The sequence below is a fragment of the Mucilaginibacter sp. SMC90 genome (assembly GCF_022811725.1).
In the GTDB taxonomy this organism is placed as follows: domain Bacteria; phylum Bacteroidota; class Bacteroidia; order Sphingobacteriales; family Sphingobacteriaceae; genus Mucilaginibacter.
Window position 1 is genome coordinate 5,228,832 of sequence record NZ_CP094527.1, and the last position, 24,282, is coordinate 5,253,113.

General features: G+C 43.2%; 18 protein-coding genes. 8 read left to right on the plus strand and 10 right to left on the minus strand.

From position 1 onward, the window contains the following. Window positions 1–2: 2 nt before the first annotated feature. Window positions 3–2,912: a two-component regulator propeller domain-containing protein gene (locus tag MTO98_RS21865; protein WP_243481105.1), complete on the minus strand. Its 2,910-nt coding sequence runs from the start codon at window positions 2,910–2,912 to the stop codon at window positions 3–5. A gap of 175 nt (window positions 2,913–3,087) precedes the next feature. Continuing rightward, a complete protein-coding gene (locus MTO98_RS21870; protein ID WP_243481106.1) occupies window positions 3,088–3,555 on the minus strand; it encodes a hypothetical protein in 468 nt (155 codons plus the stop codon). Between the two features lie 287 nt (window positions 3,556–3,842). Between MTO98_RS21870 and MTO98_RS21875 the strand changes: the two genes are divergently transcribed. From MTO98_RS21875 to MTO98_RS21885, 3 genes are all read left to right on the plus strand, one after another. Next, window positions 3,843–5,660: an ATP-binding protein gene (locus tag MTO98_RS21875; protein WP_243481107.1), complete on the plus strand. Its 1,818-nt coding sequence runs from the start codon at window positions 3,843–3,845 to the stop codon at window positions 5,658–5,660. A 297-nt stretch (window positions 5,661–5,957) separates the two neighbouring features. Further along, the gene (locus MTO98_RS21880) at window positions 5,958–6,500 is read left to right on the plus strand and encodes a hypothetical protein (RefSeq protein WP_243481108.1); all 543 of its coding nucleotides are present in this window, start codon (window positions 5,958–5,960) and stop codon (window positions 6,498–6,500) included. Between the two features lie 133 nt (window positions 6,501–6,633). Then, window positions 6,634–7,818, plus strand: coding sequence for a GAF domain-containing sensor histidine kinase (locus MTO98_RS21885; protein ID WP_243481109.1), 1,185 nt, complete (start codon window positions 6,634–6,636; stop codon window positions 7,816–7,818). Here MTO98_RS21885 and MTO98_RS21890 read toward each other — a convergent pair. Continuing rightward, window positions 7,803–8,195 carry a VOC family protein gene (locus MTO98_RS21890; RefSeq protein ID WP_243481110.1) on the minus strand — a complete coding sequence of 131 codons (393 nt, stop codon included), beginning with the start codon at window positions 8,193–8,195 and terminating at the stop codon, window positions 7,803–7,805. The genes MTO98_RS21885 and MTO98_RS21890 overlap by 16 nt on opposite strands. 127 nt (window positions 8,196–8,322) lie before the next feature. Here MTO98_RS21890 and MTO98_RS21895 point away from each other — a divergent pair, with 127 nt between their 5' ends. Together MTO98_RS21895 and MTO98_RS21900 are read left to right on the plus strand one after the other, a co-directional pair. Further along, entirely contained in the window at window positions 8,323–8,496 is a 174-nt protein-coding gene (locus MTO98_RS21895; RefSeq protein WP_243481111.1) for a hypothetical protein, read from the plus strand. Between the two features lie 93 nt (window positions 8,497–8,589). Then, a complete protein-coding gene (locus MTO98_RS21900) occupies window positions 8,590–10,263 on the plus strand; it encodes a patatin-like phospholipase family protein (RefSeq protein WP_243481112.1) in 1,674 nt (557 codons plus the stop codon). 57 nt (window positions 10,264–10,320) lie between these two features. Here MTO98_RS21900 and fabF read toward each other — a convergent pair whose 3' ends face one another. Further along, window positions 10,321–11,565 carry a beta-ketoacyl-ACP synthase II gene (fabF, locus tag MTO98_RS21905; RefSeq protein ID WP_243481113.1) on the minus strand — a complete coding sequence of 415 codons (1,245 nt, stop codon included), beginning with the start codon at window positions 11,563–11,565 and terminating at the stop codon, window positions 10,321–10,323. Between the two features lie 165 nt (window positions 11,566–11,730). Then, window positions 11,731–12,573 (minus strand): oxaloacetate decarboxylase, encoded by an 843-nt coding sequence (locus MTO98_RS21910; RefSeq protein WP_243481114.1) that lies wholly within the window; start codon window positions 12,571–12,573, stop codon window positions 11,731–11,733. A 143-nt stretch (window positions 12,574–12,716) separates the two neighbouring features. Here MTO98_RS21910 and MTO98_RS21915 point away from each other — a divergent pair, with 143 nt between their 5' ends. Then, the gene (locus MTO98_RS21915; protein ID WP_243481115.1) at window positions 12,717–13,343 is read left to right on the plus strand and encodes a CatA-like O-acetyltransferase; all 627 of its coding nucleotides are present in this window, start codon (window positions 12,717–12,719) and stop codon (window positions 13,341–13,343) included. Here MTO98_RS21915 and MTO98_RS21920 read toward each other — a convergent pair. Beyond that, entirely contained in the window at window positions 13,340–14,635 is a 1,296-nt protein-coding gene (locus MTO98_RS21920) for a DUF885 domain-containing protein (protein WP_243481116.1), read from the minus strand. The genes MTO98_RS21915 and MTO98_RS21920 overlap by 4 nt on opposite strands. Before the next feature lie 151 nt (window positions 14,636–14,786). Between MTO98_RS21920 and MTO98_RS21925 the strand changes: the two genes are divergently transcribed. After that, complete coding sequence (locus MTO98_RS21925; protein ID WP_243481117.1) at window positions 14,787–15,716, plus strand: hypothetical protein; 930 nt, start codon at window positions 14,787–14,789, stop codon at window positions 15,714–15,716. A 127-nt stretch (window positions 15,717–15,843) separates the two neighbouring features. Here MTO98_RS21925 and MTO98_RS21930 read toward each other — a convergent pair whose 3' ends face one another. Continuing rightward, window positions 15,844–16,278 (minus strand): CBS domain-containing protein, encoded by a 435-nt coding sequence (locus MTO98_RS21930; protein ID WP_243481118.1) that lies wholly within the window; start codon window positions 16,276–16,278, stop codon window positions 15,844–15,846. A gap of 216 nt (window positions 16,279–16,494) precedes the next feature. Between MTO98_RS21930 and MTO98_RS21935 the strand changes: the two genes are divergently transcribed. Continuing rightward, window positions 16,495–17,592 (plus strand): TlpA disulfide reductase family protein, encoded by a 1,098-nt coding sequence (locus MTO98_RS21935; protein ID WP_243481119.1) that lies wholly within the window; start codon window positions 16,495–16,497, stop codon window positions 17,590–17,592. 67 nt (window positions 17,593–17,659) lie between these two features. Here MTO98_RS21935 and MTO98_RS21940 read toward each other — a convergent pair whose 3' ends face one another. The 3 genes from MTO98_RS21940 to MTO98_RS21950 all read right to left on the minus strand — a co-directional run bounded on the left by MTO98_RS21940 (window position 17,660) and on the right by MTO98_RS21950 (window position 24,244). Then, window positions 17,660–19,141, minus strand: coding sequence for an arabinan endo-1,5-alpha-L-arabinosidase (locus MTO98_RS21940; RefSeq protein ID WP_243481120.1), 1,482 nt, complete (start codon window positions 19,139–19,141; stop codon window positions 17,660–17,662). A gap of 171 nt (window positions 19,142–19,312) precedes the next feature. After that, a complete protein-coding gene (locus MTO98_RS21945; RefSeq protein WP_243481121.1) occupies window positions 19,313–20,869 on the minus strand; it encodes a RagB/SusD family nutrient uptake outer membrane protein in 1,557 nt (518 codons plus the stop codon). A gap of 30 nt (window positions 20,870–20,899) precedes the next feature. Further along, entirely contained in the window at window positions 20,900–24,244 is a 3,345-nt protein-coding gene (locus MTO98_RS21950; RefSeq protein ID WP_243481122.1) for a TonB-dependent receptor, read from the minus strand. Window positions 24,245–24,282: the final 38 nt, after the last annotated feature.

The following is a 24,282-nucleotide window of genomic DNA, read 5'->3' on the forward strand; positions in this document are numbered from 1 at the left end:
GCTTAATTGTTTAACTGGTTTTTACTAAATTTCAATGTTACTGATGTGCCTTTGCCAATTTCTGAGTTAATAAGCAGTGCTGCGTTAATCCGTTTTGCGCGGGCATTAATGTTATTAATCCCTCTTCCGCGATGGGCCATGCTGCTATCAAAACCATTGCCATCGTCGGTAACCCGGAGCGCAATAGCGTTTTTATCAGTTTGGTCGAGCTCAAAAGTTACCAGAGAAGCGTCGGCATGTTTAAGGATATTATTCAATAACTCCTTAAATATCATGGTGATATTGCGGCTGTACTCCATAGGCAATTTTATCAACTGGATGTCTTCATCCACCACAGCAAATTCAAAATCAACAGGCACATCATGAAAAACCTCTATCCCTATCTCTCGCACATGATTAAGGGTTTCATAAAGGTTATCACTTTTAGGATCAAGCGCCCACAGGATATCCTTTGTACCGTTGTATAATGATGCTGCGTTTTGCTTGATCTGATCAACAATTCCACGCTGATCTGCCTGCTCTTTATCAATTTTGGCATTCAGTATCTCTGATAAGACGGTGATGCGGGTCAATTTGTTACCCAGATCATCATGAAAATCTTCGGCCGTTTGCTGGCGGATCTTTAGCTTCTCTTCCCGCTTCATCGCCTCAATAGCTTTGTCCCTTTTTATTTTACGCTGATGCACTAAACTTTGCACTCCGAAACCAAGCAGCACCAACAGTACTATAGCCAGTAGCCTGAAGCTAAAAGTTTGATAAAAAGGCGGTATGATCACAAAGCTAAAACTGGCCATCTGCGTTGACACCTGCCCATCCGGACTTATGGCTTTAACTTTAAAAGTATATTTACCCGGAGGCAGCGAAGGGTAATTAACCACATTATTACGCATGGGCGAGCTAAAAGCACTATCAAGCCCAACAAGTTTATACTGGTATGTTACCGCATCGGGGTTCTTGAGGTAAACCCCCAGGAAAGATATCGACAAATGATTTTGGTTATGATTAAGTTCGGCCCAGTCATTAAGGTCAATCGATGAACGTTTTGCCCCATCTTCCCTCATGAGCTGCACCGATTTGATAAACACATGCGGAGGAGGCGAAGGAACCATCTTGGTCATGGTATTATATACCATAACTGCCTTTGTGGTGCTTATCCAAACCTCATGACCGCGATGCATAATGGCATTTTGATTAGCCTCCACTATAGGTTCTTTAGAGCCTATGTTGTCAATTACCCAAAAAGTTTTCTTTGCGGGATCATACTGCATCCGGTTGATTCCGCGGCCGGTGCCCATCCAAAGCCTGCCACGCTCATCAGCAGCAAGGCTATAAATACTATTAGCCTTAAGGCCATCACCAACGTTGTAAATATTAACCGCCCCGGTGGTCATATCCCATGTATATAACCCGCTATCGTCGGTTCCGGCCAGCAACAGGTCGCGATAACGTATCATGCTGTAAACTGCGGTGGCGGGGAATGACTTAAGTTTAAAGCCCGGAACTATCTTTTTATTCACAGCCAGCATCACACCGCTTTGTGTCCCTATCAAAACAGAGTCGCCCCCCAGGCCAAGCATTGAAGCCGAATATGAAGGAACTCCTTCTAACTGCTTCAATTCGCCGTTCTGATAGTAAAAACAGCCCATGGATGTCGCAAGCCAGATAGTACCGCTATCGTCGGCAGTAATAAAATTATAAGCAAAAGATGAACTGTTTTTTACCTGCCTGAAACCATTTTTATTGTACTGCCACAATCCCGTTTGGCCGGTACCTATCCAAACAGTGCCGTTTTTATCGGTATACAAACACTGCACACCTTTTAAATTCGGCGAGCCGGATGGTACGGGTACTTCACTGGCCTTTTTTCCGTCAAACCGCAAAAGACCGGCCCCGTCAATTCCCATTAAAACATTTTTGTTCCAATCCTCCGTTACCGACATTACAATTTTTGATTCGGGGATGCCCTGTGTGCGGTCGAAAATAGTGTACCTGTCGCCTTCGCAGCGATAAAGGCCATTACCGAGGCTGCCCAGCCACAGGTTTTTATCGGCATCAAAATAAATCTCGGGAATTGAGTTATCAGTAAGTCCGTTAGCTGAATTATAATGGATTATTGCATTATCGTCCATAATACAATAGGCACCGTTATCAGTACCCAGCCAAATATTAGCGTCAGCATCCTGTTCAATACATAACAGCTGGCCTTTTATTTTATCGGTAACATTTTTTATATCAAACAGTTTAACCGCGCCATCCCTGGCACATAGCAAGTTTGAGCGGGTTAAAAGGTAAGTTTTGCTTTTATCAAAACGATCAAAAAATATCCGCTTAATAATTTGCTCCTCGTATTGGGGGCCTATATCAATTACATGCTCCCATTGCTGACCTTTTAAGCGGTAAATTCCTTTTTTGTAAACAGCAGCATACAGCGTGCCTGCACTGTTTACCGCCAAACTTGTAATATAAATATCAGGATCATCATTAACAGGCACATGCTGCATTTTATCATTTTTAATCCTGAACAATGCCCCTGCTGATGTGACCCAGATAGTGCCCTCGCCATCCTGGATGATGTTACCTACAAAATAACGCTTCATCGGTATATCTGGTTTATACCGGATAATTTTGCCGTTATAAAGCCTTGCAAGCCCGTTCATTGTACCAAACCAGGTACAGCCGCCTTTATCAGCAAAAACGGTAGCAACGTAATTATCAGGTAAACCCGTTAAGCGAGTATAAGAGGTAAAATCCTTTCCGTCAAAGCGGCAGGCCCCGCCAAAAGTCCCTATCCACAGCCTATGATCGGTATCCATAGACAGTTTATTTATCTGCGACTGGATAAGCCCGTCCTCAATATCGTAGTGCGCAAAAATATATTTCTGTGCGTAGGCCCGGCCTGTAAACAATACCATACACACCAGGAAACACAAAAGCAAAAAAACGGGGAATCGGGATAGCTTATTCAATTAAAAACGTAATTTAAATTACCTGTATGGGGGTACAATTAAAAAGTTAAATTAAAGCTAATTAAAATAAAAAAAATCACCCCAATAGGGTGATTAATTATTATCAGTTAAGGAAGTAAAATTAGTTTTTGGCTACTACTGAATTATTGTTGGTTACGGGCGTTTTTATGTCATCAAACATTTTGCATACCTGGGTAATTTTCCAATCCTGTTTGTCATTTTTTTCGATGATCAGATAATCATGCTGTGCGCAGTTTTCATAATTAAAATCAACCCTGGCAATTACCATCGCATCGCTTTGGGCAAGTACCTCATAGCTTGAAGCGCAATTTTGCTGTGTACCGGCATCCATTTTCATCATGCTTACCAGATCATCTTTTTCCTGCACAAGCACCTTTTCGCCGCGGGGGATCTTCTGTACAGAATTATCGCTCATTATTGATTTTAATTTTTTAAAGTTGGAGGTCATGTGGCTTTCAATAAAATCCCGGATTACGGTAGTATATCCTGTTTCAGTGCCTGGCCGACCGTACATGGTGCTGGCAGATAATAACCCTACTATGCATGCCAATAAAAATTTGCTTTTCATTTGTGATATTTTTTTGATCAAATGTGGGCAGGCTTTGATCAAAAAAATATGCCTATCACACCACAAGGTTAGCCCATGGCATCTAAAACAGCAAGCAGGTGTTTTTCGCCTACTAAAGCTATTTTTCGCACATTTTTGACAGGTGTAATCAATTGGGGAAATCAACGCAGATTAATTTCTTTAATTGTCAATAAACAATATCAAAACCCGCCATAGATATTTAAATCTGTACGAAAATATTTTTATTTTTGAGAGCATCGTTTACCCCAATTAACCCCCACTGCAACTTGGAACCTACTGAAAACCTTTTCCGAAGTATTGTTGAGGCATCGCCTTTTCCGGTGTACATGTGTATGGGCCGGGAAAAGTTGATTGCCATAGCCAACGGTGCTGCTTTAAAAGCCTGGGGAAAAGACAAATCAGTGATTGGAAAGCCATTTGATGAAGCGCTGCCCGACCTTAACGGTCAGCCTTTCAGCAGTCAGATCAGCGAGGTATACCATACCGGCGAAACTTACTATGGCAATAACGAACCTGCCGAATTTATAATTGACGGCAAACGGCAAATCAATTATTACAAATTTACCTACCAGGCTGTACGCAATTCGCGCGGTAAAATAGTTGGCGTTATTTGTTTTTCAACCGATGTTACCGAAATAGAGCACGCCCGCCAGGCTATGGAAGAGAGCAGGCACACCTTGTATAACATGGTTAAGCAGGCACCGGTAGGTATATGTATCATTAACAGCGATAACCTGACCATAGAAGTAGTTAACGATTCCTATCTTGAGCTTGTTGGCCGTAAACGCTCAGAGATGGAAAACCGCGGCATTTGGGATGCCATACCAGAAACAGCCGATTTGTATGCGCCCGTAATGGATAATGTTATTGAAACAGGGCAGCCCATTACCGCCAAAGAACATAAACTGCTTCTTGTACGCAATGGTATCCCGGAAATGGTATTTATTGATTTTGTTTATGAACCCATAAAGGGCTTTAACGGCGAAATCACTGCTATTATGGTAATTGCCATTGACGTAACTGAAAAGTTTTTTGCCCGCCGCAAAATTGAGGAAGCCGAAGAACGGGCACGACTGGCGGTTGAAGCTGCTGAAATAGGCACCTTTGATCTTGATCTGATTACCGATGAGATACTTACATCTGAAAGATTTAACATCATTTTTGGTGTTGGCCGTGATGCGCCCCGCGATTTATTTATAAAAGCACTGCACCCCGACGATGTGGAATTGCGCACTAATGCCCACAAAACCGCGCTCACTACCGGAAAGCTTTTTTATGAAGCACGGATTATATGGCCAAACGGCTCACAACGCTGGATCAGGGCACAGGGCAAGGTGTATTACGGCTCAGTAAACAAACCACTGCGGATATTGGGCACCTTACTTGATATTACCGAATTTAAACACCTGCAACAGCAAAAAGACGATTTTATAAGTGTGGCCAGCCATGAGCTTAAAACGCCGATGACATCGATCAAAGCATCGATGCAGTTACTTGACAGATTGATCAAGGTTGATCCTTCATCTGATAAAATCCCACAGTTTATTAACCGCGGTAACAACAGCCTTAACAAAATGCAGCAACTGGTAGATAGCCTGCTCAATGTATCGAAAATAACCGCCGGACAACTTTCTCTTCATAAAACCCGCTTCCCGGTGGCCCAGATGATCAATGAATGCTGTGATCATGTGAGGCTTGCAGGTACGCATGAACTGGAACTTACGGGCGATACCGGGCTTGAGTTATTTGCCGACAGGCAACGTATTGACCAGGTGGTTGTAAACTTTGTAAATAACGCGGTTAAATATGCACCTGATAGTAACCGGATAGTAATCCACATTGCCAAACAAAACGATATGGCCAAAATATCCGTTCAGGATTTTGGCAAAGGTATTCCGGAAGAAAAAATCCCGCATTTATTTGAGCGTTACTACCGGGTTGATACCTCGGGCATTCAATACTCGGGGCTGGGGCTGGGTCTATACATTAGTGCCGAAATTATTGAACGGCATGGCGGCGAAATGGGTGTTGAAAGCGAAGTTGGCAAGGGCAGCACCTTTTGGTTTACAATACCGTTAAATTGAATTTTAAAATCAATTGAAAAAATAAAATCCATACTTATTGTTTTATTGTTTTGCCTGCTTACCATTTTAACACAAATTGGCGGGCTCATTTATCTTATTTCAATTAGCTTTCACAAACCAATCAACAAAACGGTAAGCAATAAGTACTACCGGCAACTTACAAAGCTTGCAGTTTTTATCATTCTTTATTGCGTTGCAACTTTTTTAATCGTGCCGCCTCTTGCCCGGTTATGGGGCAGGGAGCCTCTCCCATTATCCGAAACTGATCACTTGCGACCATTAAACAGGCTAACCTGCTTGTTTAACCGTAATTATGTTTGCCCCCGGCTTAAGCAGGCCACGCTGGTGGTAGCCTCTGAAATGAACAAAAAATATCCGGGCAGTATTTTAAATTATCTTGACGCAAGCTTTCCGTTTATTAACAGTTTTCCGCTTATGCCGCACCTGAGCCACAATGATGGCAAGAAACTGGATCTTGCATTTTTCTATATTGATAACAAAACAGGATTGGAGAGTAATAAAACCCCTTCGCCAATAGGTTACGGAATTAGTGAAGGGCCACGAGCAGGAGAAGTTAATACAACCCAGGCCTGCCTGGTAAAAGGGTACTGGCAATATAGTTTTTTGACCAAAATAGTTCCCCAGGGCAATAAAGTCAATTTCACATTCGACAGTTTACGAACAAAAACCCTCGTAAATCTATTTGCAGCACAAAACGCTATCAATAAAATATTTATTGAGCCTCATTTAAAAATACGGTTAGGTATTACTACAGCAAAGCTTAGGTTTCATGGTTGCGGGGCAGTAAGGCATGATGACCATATTCATGTACAGTTATAAAGTCAGCTTCCGCTTAATTAAAAAACAATAATTTAACCTGAACAGTTAAATTATTCTTAATTAAACAAATACACATCATATTGTGTTAGCAATATCGTACTTTTAAACACAATCCCCTTTTTAATACCCCGAAATGTCAGGCAAATTAGCACCAAATCTTCAGGCCGATCTTGATGCAATAAATCAGATCCCGGTAATAAGTTCAATATTAGAAGTTATTTGCCGTACCACCGGTATGGGATTTGCCGCCGTAGCCCGGGTTACCGAAAAAAAATGGATAGCCTGCGCTGTTCTTGATAACATCCAGTTTGGGCTGGTACCCGGCGGCGAATTAAAATTAGAAACAACCATTTGCCATGAAATCAGGCAAACCCAGGAAGCTGTAATTATCGACCATGTTGAAATGGATGATCGCTTTCGTACGCATCATACGCCATTAATGTATGGGTTTCAAAGCTATATTTCCATGCCTATCATTCGTAAGGATGGTACTTTTTTTGGTACACTTTGCGCCATTGACCCCAACCCGGCCAAGCTTAATACTCCCGAGGTAGTAAATATGTTTAAGTTATATGCCGATCTGATCTCGTTTCATTTACAGGCAATTGAACAAATTGCTTTAACCGAAGAAAAACTGTTGGAAGAACGCCAGATTGCAGTGCTTCGGGAACAGTTCATAGCCATTTTGGGGCATGACCTTCGCAACCCCGTTACAGCGGTATCAAACGTTGGGCAATTAATGATGAGGATGCCACTTGATGACCGGCTTAAACGCCTGGCAAGCATTCTCCAGGACTCATCTATGCGCATGAAAAGCCTGATAGAGAACCTGCTTGATTTTGCACGCGGCAGGCTTGGCGATGGTGTTACGCTTGCCTTAAGCCATACCTTGAGCCTTGAAAAAACCCTTAACCATGTAATATCCGAACTACGCCTCGCATTACCCGAGCGGGAAATCATCACTGAGTTTAACATCAACGGAACAGTGTTTTGCGATGGTACAAGGGTGGCACAGCTCTTTTCCAACCTGCTTTCAAATGCGCTTGTTCATGGCAGCAAAGACACACCTGTCAGGGTATCTGCATGCAATGCAGATGGTAAGTTTACACTTTCAGTAGCCAACGCCGGCGAACAGATCCCGGCTGCTGCCATGGAAAGGCTGTTCCATCCGTTTTCGCGCGGTGAAGTTAAGCAGGGGCAGCAAGGCCTTGGGCTTGGTTTATACATCGCATCAGAAATAGCAAAGGCTCACGGTGGTACAATCGGCGTGGTGTCAACGCCCGATGAAACGCGTTTCACATTTCAATTAGCTGTATAAGGGTTATAACAAATCTCCCAGCAATTACCTTCAAAATCAGCAATAAACGCGGCGTAACCTCCCCAAAAAGTATTGGCCGGATGCTTTATGATTTGTACTCCATTTTGTTCTAATCGGCTTATTTTGTCATCAACCTCTGCTTTTGTAGCAAGATTTATCGTCAGATAAAAACTTTTACTCCGGGCATTATTGCTTATATTTGTGTAATCAGTAAAAAGCAATTCATCGCACAGGGAGAGCACCAAATTATCAAGCTTTAACATTACTACTTTTTCATTTTCGGCAAGAATTTGCCATCCGAATTTTTCGGTATAAAATCCCTTAATAGCATCAAGATCTTTAACAGCAAGAGTAATGGCGGTTATATGGGCTTGCATAATGTAATTGGGTTAATTGCGTTTTTTGTAGCTATTTAAACTCCAGATCGGCAGGTTTTATTTCACATTAAAATTTAATCGCCAGTTAATACAGGGTGGTTAAATTTAAACAACCAAATATATAAACATGCAGATCGATTATTTTATAGCAGGCATTGTTATAACCCTGTTAACCGTATTGATGATATGGATCGTAAAAACCGACCGTAAAGACGAAAGAGTTTTCGAGCAAAAGATCATTGGCCAGGAACTTAAACCCCGGGAACACTCTAAACCACAAAAAGCCGGCAAAACAATATGATCAGGTAAAACCCGCTATCAACTCACGTATTTTTACGTACGGCCTAACAGCATCCTTTTTTTAAATTTCACCACCCAACCTAACATCTTTCTCATGGCAGCAGATAAAACTTCAGATCAGCAAGTATTTTATGTAGGACTTTGTATGGCCGGCGCCGTATCTGCCGGGGCATACACAGCAGGCGTTATTGATTACCTGTTACAGGCATTAACCGAATGGGACAAGCGCCGTAATGAACCCGGCGTTCCGCAACACAAGGTACAGATCCCGGTAATGGGCGGAGCCTCTGCAGGCGGCATGACCAGCATTATGGCGGCTTCCTCACTTAATAACCCCATAACCCATATCGACAAACCATCGGCGGATATTTTGGCCGAACATCCTGAAAACAAACTTTATCACTCATGGGTGGACCTCGTACAGTCTGATATGTTTTCTAAGATGCTTGACACGTCTGACATTAAAACTTCGGGCGTGATATCGGCCCTAAATTCCGATTTCATCAATGATGTTGCTAAACGTGTGGTCGCTGCCGATCCTAACCAATGGCAGCCCACGCCGGCGTATATCAAACCCGGTTTAAAGATCTTTACTACGCTTACCAACCTGCAGGGCTATGCTTATAATGTTCCATTCAATTCATCATCGCCTCAGCCTACCAAGTATAATATGCGGATCCATAATGATTACGCATGTTTTCAGCTTACCGAGAGTGCAATAGATGGGCATAACGACGGCTGGATGCCATTAGATCTGAAAAACAAGGTTAACACTGACATAGCCGCCGATGCTGCTATGGCCACGGGCGCATTCCCGGTTGGATTGCAATCAAGGATAGTTAAACGTGATGCCAGCTATGTTAACAATAATCCCTGGCTAAGCAATTATTTTGTTAACAGTCCTATTGAGGCGGGCGGATATCAAACCCTGAATGTTGATGGTGGTATGATCAACAATGAGCCTTTTGATAAGGTACGCAGTGTTCTGGATGACCTGACCGGTCAGCCGGATGTTGATTACAACAACTATAACAAATTTGTTTCAACTGTGCTGATGATTGAGCCATTCCCTACCCAGGCACCTACACCCATTTCACAATCAAGGGCAGTATCAAATGTGGTAGGCTTAACGCTGTCATCCATGCTGTCGCAAATGCGCTCAAAGGCGGTTAACATTAAAGAAGCCATGGATTCGGATTGTGCAGGCCAATACCTGATCACGCCGTCCCGCCGGGTGGATACACCTGATGGTAAATCAACCGATCTGACAGGTGAACAAGCCATTGCCTGCGGCGCGCTGAGCGGGTTTAGCGGTTTCCTTAATAAAGAGTTCAGGGTGCACGATTTTTTCCTGGGCCGCCATAATTGCAAGATCTTTTTACGCGATTACTTTACCGTACCTGCCAAAGCACTTACAACAAACCCGATTTTTGCAGATGGCTACGCCAATGCCGATAAAGCCAAATTTAAATCAACTCAAAACGATAGCTACCAGATCATCCCGGTATTTGAAGAAGATATCAAATTCCCGGATATTAAATTTAGCTCGGGGAACAACTGGCCTACTATTAAAGAACAGGATATAGACCGGTTTAGTGATGGCCTGAAAAATCGGATCCAAACCATCATGCTCAATGTAGCAGACCTGGGATGGCTTACCAAAAGCTTACTGTGGATAGGTGCAAAGGTTATCCTGAATAGAATGGTAACCAATAAAATTATGGTAGTGATAAAAGGCGAACTTAAAACATGGAAGCTGTTGCCTTAGGCTGATGCAGAATCAAGACTTACGAAGTTTCAGAAACTTCGTAAGTCTTCCATTTCTTTATATAGCCTTAAATACTACAATGCCATTATGCCCACCGAAGCCGAAAGTATTGCTCATAGCTACTTTTACTTTGTGGTCGATAGCATCCTTCAATACAAATTTCAAAGTATCGGGAATAGCGGGGTCCAGCGTTGTGGTATTGATGGTTGGCGGGATCACCTGATTTTCTATCGATTTAATAGCCGCAATAGCCTCGATAGCGCCAGCCGCACCAAGCAGGTGACCAGTCATGGATTTGGTTGAACCTATAATGGTATTAATCTCTTTATTTTTGCTAACTGCCAATAGCGCATTGATCTCCGAAATGTCTCCAACCGGGGTTGAGGTAGCATGCATATTCAGATAATCAACATCTTCAATGCTTAATCCCGATTCGGCAAGCGCTTGTTGCATGGCACGGGCTGCGCCCAGGCCTTCGGGGTGGGTTGCTGTCATATGATAGGCATCAGCCGTCATAGATGCTCCGGTTACTTCAGCGTAAATATGTGCGCCACGGCTAACCGCGTGTTCATAATCTTCTAATATCAAAGCACCGGCACCTTCGCCCATAACAAAGCCATCACGGTCAATATCAAATGGCCTTGAAGCATGCTGTGGATCACCGTTACGGGCCGACATAGCCTTCATTGAACTGAAACCACCGATAGAAGCCGGCGTAACAGGTGCTTCTGAACCACCTGTTACTATGATTTTAGCCTTACCTAAACGGATATAGTTAAAAGCATCCATAATAGCTGTATTGGATGTGGCACAGGCAGATACGGTAGTATAATTGATCCCCATAAATCCATTGCGGATAGAGATCATACCTGACGCCATATTAGAAATGAACTTAGGCACAAAAAACGGACTAAACCTTGGCTGTCCGTTGCCTCTTGCGTATTCAGTTACCTGCTCTTCAAAGGTCTCCATACCTCCTTGCCCGCTACCCCAAATTACGCCGATATCAAACGGGTCCATTTTACTCAATTCAAATCCCGAATCTTTAATAGCTTCATCGGCTGCTACAAGCGCGTATTGGGTAAAGGTGTCGGTACGCTTTAATTCGGCTTTATCCAGATGATCTGTGATATTGAAATCTTTCAGCTCGCATGCAAATTGCGTACGGAACAAGGATGCATCAAAACGGGTAATGGTTGCGGCACCGCTTTTACCGGCAACAAGGTTTTGCCAATAAGTTTTTACATTGTTTCCAAGCGGTGTCAAAGCACCCAGACCTGTTATAACTACTCTGTTTAACATGATGGTTTTATTAAAATCGGCGCAAAGATATAAATATATACCAATTGGTATTTTGAGAAACCAAAGTGAATTGGTTTTACACGCTGAAAATTACCGGGTTATGGCATAACCAAAAATCAAAACGGTTCAAAAACCAGCACAATGATAGCAGCAAATGAGATTGAATTATTTTCCAAAAATTTTATTTAATTCCAAATAAGGCACTGCATCATTCACAAAATTATAACTGCCCTTACTTAATTCAATTGCGGCCCGCTGAAAAGCACCTAAAGCAGCCCTTGCCAGCGCCGATCCAAGACTTACACGTTTTACGCCCAGATCTTCAAGTTCATTAAAACTGATATCAAAACCTGCAGCACCAAGCACAATATTTACAGGTTTTGGCGCAACAGCTTTTACCACTTCGCTTATTTGTTCCCTTGTTTTAAGTCCGGGCGCAAAAAGCACATCGGCACCAGCGTCGGCATAAGCAACAAGCCTTTTGACGGTATCCTGCAGATCAATTTTCCCGTGGATCATGTTTTCGGCCCTGGCCGTTAGCGTAAAATGAAAAGGCAGGCTGCGCGCTGCTTCAACAGCCGCTTTTACCCGTGCTACCGACAGGTCGAAGTCATAAATAGGATCTTTATCATTCCCTGTAGCATCCTCTATCGAACCACCAACCAGGCCTACTCCTGCTGCTGCTAATATAGTTTCGGCACATGCTTGAGGGGTATCGCCAAAGCCATTTTCCAGATCGGCAGCTACCGGTAAATGTGTAGCGTTGATAATGGCGAGTGCATTATCAAGTGTTTCCTCCCGACTGATCATCGCATGCCCGTCCGGCCGGCCAAGCACGTAGGCCAATCCCGCGCTTGTGGTAGTAAAAGCTTCAAAACCTAATCCCGTTAAAATTTTAGCCGAACCGGCATCCCAGGGATTAGGAATAATGAACAAACCGTCGCGTTCATGCAAAGCTTTAAAAATTTCAGCTTTTTGATATTGGATGTTATTTATTGCAGATGACATTTTCAGGCCTATTAGTGTGTTTCGAAATTAAGCTAAATATAGTCTGTAGTAGTAAGTCTTAAGTCAAAAGCTTGTTTTTTGACTTAAGACTTACTACTTCTAACTTACAACTTAATATCCCTAATATTGCATCAGTAAAAGTCATGAAACAAAAAGTAGATATAGAAAACTGGATCAGGAAAGAGCATTACAACTTTTTTAAACAGTTTGAAGAGCCCTATTATGGCGTAAATGTAAACATTGATGTAACCGCAGCTTACAAGTTTGTTAAGGATAACGGGGTCTCATTTTTTCTTTACACCATGTTCCAATCGTTGGCCGCTTCGCAGATTATTGAGCCATTCAAATACCGCATGGAAGGCGACGATGTTTTTATTTATGACAGGATAGATGGCGGCTCAACTGTTCCGCGGGCCAATGGTACCTTTGGTTTTGGCGAATACCAATTTTATCCTTTGTTTGAGGATTTTAACCGGGAAGCCACCAAAGAAATAGAGCGAGTGCAAAGCAACAATCTATTGGAACGCTCAACAGTAAATAATATCATCCGTTTTTCTTCACTACCGTGGATCAATTTCACATCGCTGTCGCACGCGCGCATGTTTTCATTTGTGGATAGCTGCCCCAAGATCTCGTTCGGTAAAATGACCGAACATCATGGCAAGCGCACCATGCCATTATCCATCCATGTAAACCATGCTTTGGTTGATGGTATCCACGTAGGCCAGTATATTGATTGTTACCAGGAATTGTTGAACAAAGGAGCTTAACCTTTTTTAAACACATTTTCCTTTACCATAAATAAAGGCAGCGAACCGTGATCAAGCACGCGTGAGTGGAAATCCCTGACATTAAACTTAGCGCCTTCTTTTTGCTGTAGCTCTTGCTTCCAGTGAAGTATTTGCAGTGCGCCATATTTATAGGTGACTACCTGCGCAGGCCAGCGCCGGATGCGGGCTATCTCGCGCATAGCGATATCATCCTGTCCGCGAATATTCTTTTTCCAGAAGGCCAGTGCTTGTTCATCCGTCCAGCCATAATAATTCAAGGCTACATCCAACGGCACCCGCACCGAGCGCACTATATCCCACTCCCATTTGCCCAGCTCATCATAAGGCGTTTTGTATACACCAAGTTGTTTGCCCAATTCTTCGGTATAAGCTCCCCAGCCTTCGGCAAAGCCCATGTAATAAAAAAGCTGCTGCACCGCCGATGTTTTGGTTTGAGCTTCGGTACTGGTTTGGTAATGGTGACCGGGAACACCCTCGTGAATAAAAAGCCAATCAACCTGCCGCTTATTATAGGGCTTATCAAATAGGTTATAGTAAAACATGTTACTATCATAGTAACCGGGCGTTTGAGCAAGCTGCCTGCTTTCGCCCTTTACAATTTTTAGCGGGGCTATATTAGTATTGTTAAACAGCTTTGGCAGGTTAGCATAAATGATTGCTTTGGTATTTTCGAACGATTGCTGCACCACTTTTGGATCGCTTATAAAAAAAGAAGAATCATTGAGGTGTTTATAAAAATCATCCTCACTTAGGCCTGTTTGCAGACGGATAGCTTCGATATGCTTGTGAACACGACTAACTTCTGTCAAACCAAACTGGTAGATGTCGTCGGGTGTGGCATTGGCGCTTGTCCACCGCTTTAACAGGTAAGCATACCAGGCTTTGCCGTTAGGGATATTGATGATACCGCTTGCTGGGATAGAAGCGGGCTTGTTTTTTAACCAATCCTGCTCAAGTGCTATTCGTTCAAGGTTGAGGCCAGTTTCATAGCTGATCAGCTGATAATCTACTTTTTCTGATCCCGTAAGTTGATCTGCCTTAAAAGCCGATAAACCCGCCTTTATTTTTGTAAAAAAGTCTAATTGTTTTCGAACATCGGCGGCGTCACCGATGTGTTCTAACCCGCTTACATAGCTTAGCTCCAGTTGCGGCAAGTGCAATTCATTATACCCGGCTACAAAATCTTTGCAAAATGCATCAAACGTTTCCTGCTTTTTAGCCGGAGATACAGACAAGATAAGCGCGCTGATTGCTACAATAAAAACCTTCATAAATGGGATCTGGTTAACAAACATAAATAATAAACTGTATTTTACTTAAGCCAATCCCAATATCCCCCTGTTGGGGTGACAAGCCTGTAATGCATAGGGTATAAATTTGATAATCATGGTGTATCGCAAATTAATCCTGCCTTTTATTTTTATGCTGATAGCTGATAGCGGCTTCGCTCAGTTAAGCTATCCCGATTCATCCATGCCAACGGATACACCACGCTTATTTGCCCAGGGGCTCCTTACCGACGGCCTGAGCAACCGCGACTTTACCATATCCCCACAAGGTGATGAGATCTTTTTTACCTTACAACAGCCCCATTTTGTAACCAGTACCATTTTACATATCCAAAAGAAAAACGGCAAATGGGGCCGGCCCGAAGTTGCAGCCTTCTCCGGCCGTTACCGCGACCTGGAAGCAAGTTTTTCGCCGGATGGACAAATGATCTATTTTTCATCCGACAGGCCGCTGAACGATACTATCGCCAAAAAAGACTTTGATATATGGCGGGTTAAACGAAACAAGAATGGCAATTGGGACAAACCCGAAAACCTTGGCTCGGAAGTTAACTCTCCCAAAAGCGAATATTACCCGAGTGTGACTAAAAGCGGCAACCTGTATTTTACGGTAGAAGCCGGTTACGGTAAAGGCAGTGAGGATATTGTAGTTTGTAAACCAACGGCAGCAGGCTACAGCAAACCCGAAAGCCTGCCCGAAGATGTTAACACAAAATACGATGAGTTTAATGCATTTATTGATCCCGACGAGCAATTCATTATATTCAGCTGTTATGGCCGCGCAGATGACCTGGGGCATGGCGATCTTTATCTAAGCCGTAAAGATAAATCGGGCAAATGGCTGCCAGCCAAACATCTGCCTGTACCCATTAACAGCACGGCCCTTGATTACTGCCCTTTTGTAAGTGCCGACAAAAATTACCTGATCTTTACCAGTAACCGCATCAACAACCAGCTAAACAATGGCCAAACCAAAACATACCGGCAATTACAAACGCTGCTTAACAGCCCCGGCAATGGCTGGGATGATATTTATTGGGTAAAGTTTAACGAAAACTGGTAAGTAAAGCTCAATAGTATCCAGACTTACGAAGTTTTAAAAACTTCGTAAGTCTTCGCCTTGCTATTCCCTTTCAAAGCCCGCGATAGCTTTTTTATATACTATTTTTCAAGCGGTTTTAAAATAGCTTCTATGTTGATTGAATATAGCTGTGCAGCTGCTCAATGGTTTCCCTTTGCGAATGGATGGTTTCATAAACCACATCGCTCATAGAAATGATACCACACAACTGATCGGTCACATCAAACACCGGTAAATACCTGATATTATTTTCGCTCATGATCAGCATACATTCATCAACAGATGACTCGGGGGTGATCCTCGGGAAATTGGTACTTATGATCTCGCCTGCGGTGGTTTCATCGGAGTGCTTGCCCACCAGGATGATTTTACGGGAGTAATCCCTCTCGGTCATCAGGCCCATATATTTCCCATTGTCTGTCACCACTACCGAACCGATATTTTTATCGGCCATTAATTTCAACACATTAAACACGGTAGTTTCGGCAGGTACGGCAGTAACGTTGCTCCCCTTGCGGGCCAGGATATGCTTTACACTTTTCATAAGTACTCAGGTTAATTTGGTAATTTCAAGTTACGAATAAGTAGCAGAAAAACAATGGATTATTTTTTAAAACTACAACTTCGGGCATAATTCAATAACCGGGTGCGCAACATGATCATATTATCCATCTAATTAATTGTTGGCTCCATTGTTTGATTAAAGCATCACCTTAACTTAGCTATTACTTAACCTGTAATTTTTACCTGAACCTTAATTATGAAAAACCTCCTGCTACTCCTGCTTAGCTTATTTACCGTAATTGATTTAAATGCCCAACAGAAAAAACAAGCTTCCATCACCATATCTGTTGAGATAAAAGGCTTAAAAGAAAATGATAAATATTATTTAAATGGCCCCAGTATAGTGGGACTGGACTCATGTATAGTTCAAAATGGCCGGCTTCATTTTAAATATACAGGTGAACCCGACCAGGTATCAATAGGTAAAACTAAAGACTCAGGTGGTATTGGTGATGATCTTTTAGTTGGATTTTGGACTGATAAACAGGATATCAAAATTACCGGAGACAAGACAAATCGCAAAGGTATGACCATTTCAGGTTCAAATTTGTGGGATAGCTTTACAAAGCTACATGAAATAACCGGCCCAATTGAAGATAAACGGGATGAGATAGTTATCAGTTCTCCTTATCACAATCAGGATAGTGTTAAACGCCGCCTGGATAGTATTGCTGAGGTGAAGAAAACTGCGATGACAGATTATATTCAATCGAACCTGCATTCATACGCAGGTATTATCCTGCTTTACTATAACAAAATTGATAAAACCTTTACCGTTGAAGAAACCAACGGGTTACTAAAAAAATTTGACCCCGAAATTCAAAACTCAAAATACGGTTACCTTATACAACAATTGAATAAAAGTTACAATCAAGTAAAAATCGGGGAAATAGCACCTGATTTTGAACAGGTAAACCAGCACGGAAAACCTATCAGGCTATCTGCCTTTAGAGGTAAATATATTTTGTTGGAGTTTTCATCATCATGGTGTGGGCCCTGCCGCACCATGAACCCACAATTGGTGAAACTCTATGATAAATTTAAAGGTAAAGACTTTGAGATCATCAGCGTATCCACTGATGTTAACAGGCAAACCTGGCTAAAAACCATTAAAGACGATGGGCTGAGCTGGCCGCAACTATCTGATTTAAAAGGCCAGCAAAACGAGGTTGCTATACTGTACAATATCAATTCTATACCTCACAATTTTCTGATAGACAAGCAAGGCAAGATCATTGAAGACAATATTTATCCCGATCAGCTCACCGAAAAACTGAACACACTTTTAAAGTAAAATATGCAACAAAAAAGCCCTTCAGTAATTAAACCAAAGGGCTACCAACCTATATAAAACAAACCTATTATTTTCTCTTTCCCCAAACGGCAGTGCCATGGTTATCTAACCCGGTAAATATCAGGGTTGATGTTATTTTATTCTCCCAGTCGCGCTCACGCTCAACCTTTAGTTTGTAGGTATCGCCGTTATTGTATTTAAGCTCAAGCCATGGAGCAGTAAATGTCCATTTATCAGTCGCATTGCCATCAATGATACCTGTGGCATCCAGCTTAAAGGTTGTTGACACCTGGAAATCCGGATTGGTTTGTTCTGTACCATAGCCCGGTACAACATGATAATTCAGCGTGATCTTTTCGTATGTTCCTGCAACATCAGTTGATGCTATAGTTGTTTGGGCAACGTTGGCATAACGCTCCGGCGATACTATTGGCCAGCCATCAGGTGTCCATGATATTTTGCGAACATGCAGGTCCATAAAGTAGGAGTTGATCCCCGGCCTGCCCTGGTGCGCCATAAAATACTGCCCGCTGCCATTGTCAAACACCGCGCAATGGCCCGTACCCTGCCAGCCGCTGTGATTGGTAAACTGGTACGGTGCAAGGATCATCGGCCCATGATCTTCATCAGTATTAACATCGTGACCATTGTAATCATAAAACGGCCCGGTTGGGCTATCAGCCCTCCCTACCCTTACGTTGTATTTAGTTTGCAGCCAATCATAACTGATAAACAGGAAATACTTTTTAAGATCGGGGTTATAGATCACCTCTGCTCCCTCAATGTTACCGTTGTATTTACCACCGGTAAAACCACGGTTGGCTATGCGTTTGCCTTTATCGCCCGAACTGGCCGCCAATCCTGTCGAAGGATCAAGCTTCAGAATATAGATCCCATCCCAGGCCGAACCATAGTACATATACTGTTCGCCGGCCGTTGTGGTAATTACTGTTGGGTCGATGGCGTTGGTTTGGATACTGGCATCATTAGCCGATGTAACTACCAAGCCTTTCTCCGTCCAGGGTCCATCAGGCGATGAAGCTGTTGCCATACCAACCACACTTAAACGGGCTACTGCAGATGAAAGTGAATAATACAACCTGTATTCCGAACCTACCTTCATTACATAGGGTGCCCATAAGGCATTGTATGGCGTACCACCCTTACCTGTAATATAGGCAGAGCCCTGCGCAGGCAACGATGAAAACACCCAACCCACATACTCCCACTGCACCAAATCCTTCGACCGGCGAATTTGCAGGCCCGACCTCACATCGGTACCAAAAGCTACATCGGTACTATAGCAATAATAATAATCTCCAAACTTTTTGATGGATGGATCATGCACATTATACACCGTCCATTTAGGATAGTAGGCAAAGGCAGCGATATCGGCATAAGTATCACTGATACTATTGATATCAAATGCGGTTGTTACCGGTGTAGTGGTAGTATCCGTTTTGGCTGGCGCAGGTGTTTCCTTTTTTGAACAGGAAAACATTGCTGTTGCCAGTGCCGCTATTAAGTATAGATTTTTCGTCTTCGTCATCGTCTTGGTCATCTCTTTCACTTGATTTCTTAGTTCCCTCCCCTGGGAGGGGTGTGATGGACAGTGAAGTGGCAGGGAGGGGTATCTTAAAGCGATCAGTGTGTCTGGCTTCATAAACCCCTTCCTCCTCCTTCCCCAGGGAAGGAATCGCACCTCCCCCCGCTCTCTTATTTAATATCCCGCGTTCTGCACCAAACCAACGTTGGTTTGTACCTCTGTAAGTGGTATTGGCAGGTACTCTTTACCTGCAGTGTAAGTGTTAAACTCCGGATCGCGGGCTTTTAGCCAGGCCAGTTTGGTTGGGTCCTGTAACCAGCCCCAGCGACGGATATCATCAAAACGGTGACCTTCCAGCGAAAACTCCAGGAAACGCTCGTGACCTATTTGCTCACGCATATCGGCCTGGCTCATGCCTGGCTTTACAGTGGCCAGGTTTGGCAAACCAACACGGCTACGTACCATCTGTATGTATTGATAAGCATCATTCGTCTGCCCCTGTTCATTCAAACATTCGGCGTACATCAGCAGTACATCGGCATAACGCATCAACCTTTCATTGATCCCCGATCTCCAGTCGTACTCATCGGCCTGGCCGCTATCGCCATTTTCATACTTATGGCAAAACAGCGCATTTAATGAGGAACTGCCTGCATAACGGGTGGCAAAATCCTGGTTATATAATTTTTCGCCGGGTTTGTTGTAGTACATGGTTACGTCCAAACGAGGGTCAACACCGCCGCTGGTTGTTTTTTCCTGCAGATATTCGTTATACAATACCGGGGTTGGCTGCACATCGGTAAAGCCGAAACTTGCCGCACCGAAAGTAACGGCGCGGGCAGATGTACGCCCCCATCCTGACGATGGATCACCGCCCCAGCCCAGATCGGTACCTCCGGCTTCCCTTGAAAACTGAACCTCAAAAATTGATTCGGAATTATTCTCGTTGTTTGCAAAAAAGTTATCGTAATAATTAGGGGTCAAACTGTAAGTCCCCATATCTATTACTGCCTTAAACTCAGCTGCAGCCTCAGCATATTTTTTAGTGAACAGGTAAGTTTTACCCAGATAAGCGGCTGCAGCACCTTTTGTAGCCCGGCCAATTTGTCCATCGGGCGATAGGTTGGTGTAAGTTACCGGCAGCATACTTTCGGCTGCTTTAAAATCGCTGATAACCTGTGCCCAAACTACATCCTGCGGTTGCTGTTTTTGGAAATAATCGGCACTTGAAGCAGCAGGCACCAGTGGCATAGGCACGTTTTTGTAAAAATCAGCCAGGTGAAAGTAGTACAGGCCGCGCAGGAAGTAAGCTTGCCCTAATACACGTTTCTTTAATTCGGCATCCATATTGATATCAGGTACATATTTCAGCACCTCATTGGCACGTAAAATGCCCTGGTAGTAGGCAGTCCATGAAAACAGTACGCCATCGCCGGTGCTTTGCATGTTAAACTTACCCATATTATAGATCTGGTCCCAAGGGCTATAGCTTGTAGCATCATCGCCCCTTGTATTTTCAACTATCGGCGAAAAACGCATGTATGAGCCGTCAATAATTAAGCTGCCGTACACTGCGTTTATTCCCTTTACAGCGTCGCTGGCATTTTGCCAAAATGTTTGGGTGGTTTGTGCATTAGGGTTTACCGTTGTTAAATCGCCTTTTTTGCACCCCATGGCAAATACAGCTACCAACAATAGCGTAAATACTGCCTTTGTATATATCGTTTTCATTATAAATAATGTTAAATCGTTAATCAATTTTTAAAGCCCTACCTGTAAGCCAACTAATAAAGTGCGCGGGTTAGGGAACGAACCATAATCAAAACCGCGGTTAATAGTACCATCATTAATAAAATCCGGGTCGAAGCCTTTGTATTTAGTAATGGTGTACAGATTTTGGCCCGACAGGTAGATCCTTACGCTCCTGAACACATGAGTACGGTTTAATAAACCTGTTGGCAAAGTGTAACCCAGCTGTGCAGTTTGCAAGCGGGCATATGAGCCGCTTTGAATAAACCTGTCGGAGTTGCGGTTATTGGCATTAGGATCGCCGATGATTGGGCGTGGTACATTTGTATTAGTATTATTTGGTGTCCAGTAGTTCAGCTCATCGGTGCTGGCATTGGTATACTGGCCGGTCATTAACGATTGATAAACACCATTGGCTATTTTACTGCCATAATTGCCCTGAATAAATATTGAAGCATCAAGATTTTTGTAGCTGGCGCTGAAGTTAAAACCATAGTATAATTTAGGAATAGCAGAACCCAAGTAAACACGGTCGTTATCATTGATAATGCCGTTATGATCGGTATCAACAAATTTAACATCGCCGGGGGCGGCACCAGTTTGAGTAGCATGGGCAGCTACATCGGCCGCATCCTTAAAAATACCTTCAGTTTTGAAAGCGAACAATTCACCCACTTCGCCGCCTACGGCTGTTTTACTGTAAGCGCCATAAATTGGGTTGCCGCCGTTACCTAATGATAACACCTTGTTTTTAACTGTTGAAGCGTTTGCGCTAATGGTGTAGTTAAATGGCCCGGTATCCCTGCTGCGATAAGTAACCGTAAACTCAATACCTTTATTGGTAAACGAGGCAGCATTCACCAGCGGCGTATTAATAGCGCCTACCGAAACCGGGATTGGCACCGGCAGCAGGATGCCTATGATCTTATTCACATAATACTCTGACGAAAAGCTCAGCTGATCGTGGAACAGGCTTAAATCCAAACCGATATTGGTAGTACGTTTTTGCTCCCATTTGTTGGTTTGGTCAAAAACCTGGGTTTGCGTAGCACCCGATGCCAGTGTACTACCAAATACATAACTGGCATTGGCATTTACCACAGCCTGGTACGGATAAAATGCAAGCGCGTTCACGTTACCTAATGTACCATAGCCCGCTTTTAATTTTAATTGACTAATAGTTTCGGGGAGATGCAGGAATTTCTCTTTGTTGATATTCCAGCCTACAGATACACCGGCAAAATTACCAAAACGGTTATAAGCAGGCAGCTGCGATGTGCCATCACGCCTGTAATTTGCAGTTAACAGGTAACGGTCATCATAATTGTAGTTTACACGGCCGAATATCGGCGAGTAAAATTTACGCTCATTACTGTTGCCGAATACGGTTTTATCGGTAGTGTTGCTTACATTATCAAACGCAAACAGGTATGGCTGGGGCAAATTATAGGCTATGCCGGTAAGATTATCATTTTTATCTTTTTGATAAGCCGTACCAGCTAATAATTCTACATGATGCTTGCTGATATCAAACTTATAGCTTAAAGTATTTTCAACAAGGGCGGTGTAATAGTTGCCACGTGCGTCGCTGTAATAGGCGGTTGTGTTTGGATAAAACCAGCCAAGGTCATAAATCGGATCGAAATAGGTGTTCTTAAAATCGTTACGATCGTAGCTTGCACTAAGACGATATTTCAGGTTTTTGATAATTTCTACCTCCATCCAGGCCGATGCCACCATGCGGTTACGCTGCCCGGTGCTGTTCAATAAATTATTTACACCAATGATATTAAGGGAGATAGCCCTTTGCGTGTTCTGATCAACGCCACCATAGCCTCCAACACGGTTGGGATCATAAATAGGCATAGTTGGGATAGCAGTAATCAGGTCGACTATCTGGTTGCCTGTTCCGTGTAAATGCGGATAAGCAAGGTTATTATAATCGCCTTCGGTATAGGCAAACTTGGTACCGAACGATACGACACCTTTTTTACCCTGGATATTGCCGCTCAGGTTATAACGGGTATATGAGGGCCCGGATACGGTTGTACCGGTTTGGTTAAAATAATCTAAAGCAACATTGTAGCTCATGTTTTCATTGCCGCCCGATAAACCAAGATCATGGCTTTGGGTGTGTCCTGTCTGAAAACCTGATTTTTGCCAGTCGGTATTTACATTGCTGATAAATTTACTTGACGAAGGATCATTACCCGGTGCCAGTGATAAACCGGCATTGGTTTCGGCAGCGTTTGCAATTTGCTGATAGCCTACTCTATCTGTAACTGATAAGGTTTTTGGATTTTTCTGGAAGCCGGCGTAACCATTATAGTTAATTTTCATGGCCCCGCTTTTGCCTTTTTTAGTAGTGATGATGATCACACCATTAGCACCGCGAAAACCATAAATAGCACCTGCCGAAGCATCTTTGATCACCTGCAGGCTTTCAATATCCGAAGGTGGGAAATCAAAAGGCTCCATAGTTGGCACACCGTCAATGATATAAAGCGGGTTGTTATTAATTAAGGAGCTTACACCACGGATACGGATAGAAACGCCTTCGCCCGGCACACCTGATCCGTTTACCTGAACACCTGCTACCTGGCCCTGCAATGCCCTTGCAACATCAGGCGTAGTACGTTTGGTAGCATCCTTAAGGTTTACCACAGTAACCGAGCCGGTTAAGTTTTCCTTTTTCTGCGTGCCGTAACCTACAACAATAACCTCGTTTAATGAGTTAGAGGCAGCCTTTAATTGGATATTCAGCGATGTGCTGCCGCTTACAGGAATTTCCTGGGCATTGTAGCCTATAAAAGTAAATACAAGTACCGCGTTAGCAGCATTGGCATCCGGCACGTTGATCATATAGCGGCCCTGAACATCAGTCTGCGTGCTTACCTCTGTACCTTTTAACTTTACAGTTACTCCGGGCATGGGCAGGCCTGTTTCATCAGTTACTTTACCGGTTACCGCATTGGCAGCAAATTCTTTTCCTTTTTCGGTAAGGATAACCAGGTTATTATCGCTCAGCGAATAACTCAGGTTGGTATTGCTAAGTACGGTTTTCATCACCTCTTCAAGGGATGCATCTTTTGTATTTAAACTGGCCTGCACGTCGTTTTTAAGCAACATGTCGTCATTGTACAAAAAGCGATAGTCAGATTTTTTTTCAATCTCCTTAAGCGCCTTCTTCAGGGGCACGTTCTGGAAGTTTACGTTGATCTTTGTCTGACCATATCCTTTTGAAAACGCCTGCAACGAGGAGACGAGGACCAGGATAAGGATAAATTTACACATAAGAAGTACTTTCAAAAATTGGTTCAGCCGCAATGGGTTAATGCGGTGTGCATTTTTTTTCATAATTTAGCATTAAGGTTATTTAACTATTGGGTTTATAG